Source organism: Halapricum sp. CBA1109 (genome assembly GCF_009741825.1).
GTDB lineage: Archaea > Halobacteriota > Halobacteria > Halobacteriales > Haloarculaceae > Halapricum.
Genome location: NZ_WPCA01000225.1, coordinates 1 through 2,636, shown reverse-complemented (window position 1 = coordinate 2,636; position 2,636 = coordinate 1). Strand labels below are relative to the sequence as shown.

General features: G+C 67.5%; 3 protein-coding genes and 1 pseudogene. 3 read left to right on the top strand and 1 reads right to left on the bottom strand.

The genetic code is table 11. From position 1 onward, the window contains the following. Positions 1–427: type IV pilin (locus GJ629_RS16540; protein ID WP_197428675.1), on the top strand; the 427-nt coding region annotated here is incomplete at its 5' end. A gap of 137 nt (positions 428–564) precedes the next feature. After that, positions 565–1,217 (top strand): annotated as a pseudogene (locus GJ629_RS15385) (ribonuclease HI family protein). Between the two features lie 45 nt (positions 1,218–1,262). Here GJ629_RS15385 and GJ629_RS15380 read toward each other — a convergent pair. Then, a complete protein-coding gene (locus GJ629_RS15380; RefSeq protein ID WP_157513797.1) occupies positions 1,263–2,300 on the bottom strand; it encodes a tyrosine--tRNA ligase in 1,038 nt (345 codons plus the stop codon). A gap of 90 nt (positions 2,301–2,390) precedes the next feature. Here GJ629_RS15380 and GJ629_RS15375 point away from each other — a divergent pair. Continuing rightward, positions 2,391–2,636 (top strand): hypothetical protein (locus GJ629_RS15375; protein WP_197428674.1); only part of this gene is annotated, 246 nt, incomplete at its 3' end.

The following is a 2,636-nucleotide window of genomic DNA, read 5'->3' as shown; positions in this document are numbered from 1 at the left end:
GACCGGCGAGTTCATCGGCGACCGCCCGGGCGCGGACGACCAGATAGTTCGGATCACCCATATCGCGGGCGACGACATCGACGTCTCGAATATGGAGATAGCCGTTCGGGCCTGCGGGAAGGCCGAGCGTCTCGTCAACTTACCGGCCCCGACGACGCGGAGTTCGTCGACGCCGATGTACTTCCCCTTCGACGACGGCAACTTCGAGCGCGAGACGGGGCTGCTCTCACAGGGCACCGTGGGACAGACGTGGAACGCCAGCGTCCTTCACGAGGACGCAAGCGACACCTTCACCGCCGGAACCTCCTTCGAGTTCCGAATCAACAACGGCGCGTGCTCGCTTTCGGCCGGCGACACCGTGACGGTCCGCGTCATCCACACGCCGACGAACTCCGTGCTCATCAAGAAAGAACTCGACGCGGAGTGACTGCCGGCGCACGGGCACGGGCACGGTCGTCGTCGAACGGTTGAGGCCACCACCGGAAGGGATTATGACGCTCGGTCACCGAGTATATATATGCAGCAGTGCGACCGCCCGAGAGCAAGCGGGAGGGGAACGGGATCGTGAGCGAGGACTCGCTCCCGGCCGAGCACCTCTCGCCGCTCGCGGCCCTCGTCGACGAGGTGCTCGCGGGCGTCGGCTACGACGTGGCGACGGCCACCGAAACTGTCGACGACGCCGTCCCGGGGTTCGGCGGACTGTTCGACCCCGAGACGACGCCCGGGGAGTTGCGCAGCGCGCTCGAGGACCTGCTCGCCGCGGGACTCTCCCGGCCGCCGATCCCCGAGCGTCGGGCGATAGCTTCGTCCTCTACGTCGACGGCAGTTCCCGCGGCAATCCCGGCCCCGCCGGTGCGGGGGCCGTCATCGTAGACGCCTCGGGGACGGAACTCGCCCGTCTGGGCCGTCCCGTCGGCTCCCGAGCGGGGAACAACACCGCCGAGTACGTCGCGCTCCAGTTGGGCCTCTCGGAGTTGCTGGCCCGCTACGAGCCACGCCGGCTGGAGGTGCGCATCGATTCGATGACGGTCATCCGGGACGTCTGGGGCGGCGAGGACCCGACAGAACCGGGCGTCGACGGCTACAGCGAGGCCGTCGCGGGAGCGCTGTCGGAGATTCCTGCGCATCGGTACACCCATCTGGCCGACAGCGACCCGAACCCCGCCGACGCGCTGGCGACTGTCGGCGCGGATATCGCGGCGCTCGGGCCGGGGTAGAAACGTCGGCGAGAGTGCGGTACCACGCCCTCGAAGCAGAGTGACCTACTCGTACTTCTCGGGGTAGGCCTCGGCGAGCAGTTCGGGGCGGTCGTTCAGCGCCGTCCGGATCGGATCGATCACGTCGGCGATGTACTCGCCGGCGGCGTTCTTGAGGTCTTGGGGGTGGAGCTCCTCGGCGACGAAGTCCTCTTCGAGGTCCTCGTAGCTCTCGTAGACCAGATCACCGCCGTACTGCTCCGGGCGTTCGACGACGAAGTCCTCGCCGCGTTCGTCGAGGATCGGGAAGACGAGGTACCGGACATACTCGAGGACGCCGTTGTCCTCGACCTCGCCCATCGGACAGTAGGCGTCTGTGAGTTTCTCCTGTACGTCCTCGGGGCTGTCGTTGAGGTTGACTTTCGAGGCGGCGTCGGAGGCGCTCATCTTCCCGCCCGAGAGCCCCGACAGGAGGGGCGCGAAGATACAGATCGGTGCTTTCCCGCCGTGGTCGGGCAGAATCTCGCGTGAGAGCATGTAGATGCCGCGCTGGTCGACGCCGCCGTAGGCGATGTCGGCGTCCAGCGCTTTGACGTCGAGCGTCTGCATCAACGGATAGAGCAGGCCGCCGAGTTTCGGGGAGTCGGACTCCCGGACGACTTCGCTGGCCGCGCGCTCCGAGCGGGAGACGGTCGTCTCGGCGGCCATCCGCAGCAACTCAAGGGAGTACTCCTCGTCGAGTTCGAACTCCCGGCCCTGGACGAACGTGATGGCGTCGGGGTCGGCGCCGGCCGCGTCGATCATCGCGCGGATGGCCACCTCGTAGTAGTCGGTGCGGGCGTCCAATAGGTCGAAGGGACTTTTCGCGTCGTCGAGGTGGGCGTGGAGGTCCGCCAGCAAGACCGTCACGTCTAGGCCGGCCTCGACGAAGTCGGCCAGTTTCCGCATCGTCGTGAAGTGACCGATGTGCATCTCGCCGGTCGGAGCGTAGCCGATGTACGCCGTCGGGTGCTCCCGGTCCTCGAACAGGTCGGCCAGTTCCTCGTCGGTGACGACCTCCTGTGTGTGACGGGTCGTCAACTCGAGTCGGTCGCTCGTGTCCATATCTACTCGTCCCCGTGGGGCGGACAAAACGGTTGTTACTCCGGGTCGCCGGTCGTGGGATTTTCGGGCACACGCCGCGAAGACGGTCCCGTGACCCTCCACCGACGCTACACCGCCGGGATGGCCGGTATCTGCCTCGGCAACGCCGGTCTCGCGGTCGCGTTCGTGCTCGACGGATCGCTGCTCGGGCCGATGACGACGATAGCGGCTGTCGGCGCGACGCTTGCAGCCGTCGGCGCGGCCGTTGTCCTCGGCGTCGCCCTAACGGACCCGGGGAGTTTCACGTTCGAGGGGTCGACGGCCGCCCGCATCGCGCCGAGCGCCGTCCTCGCCGGC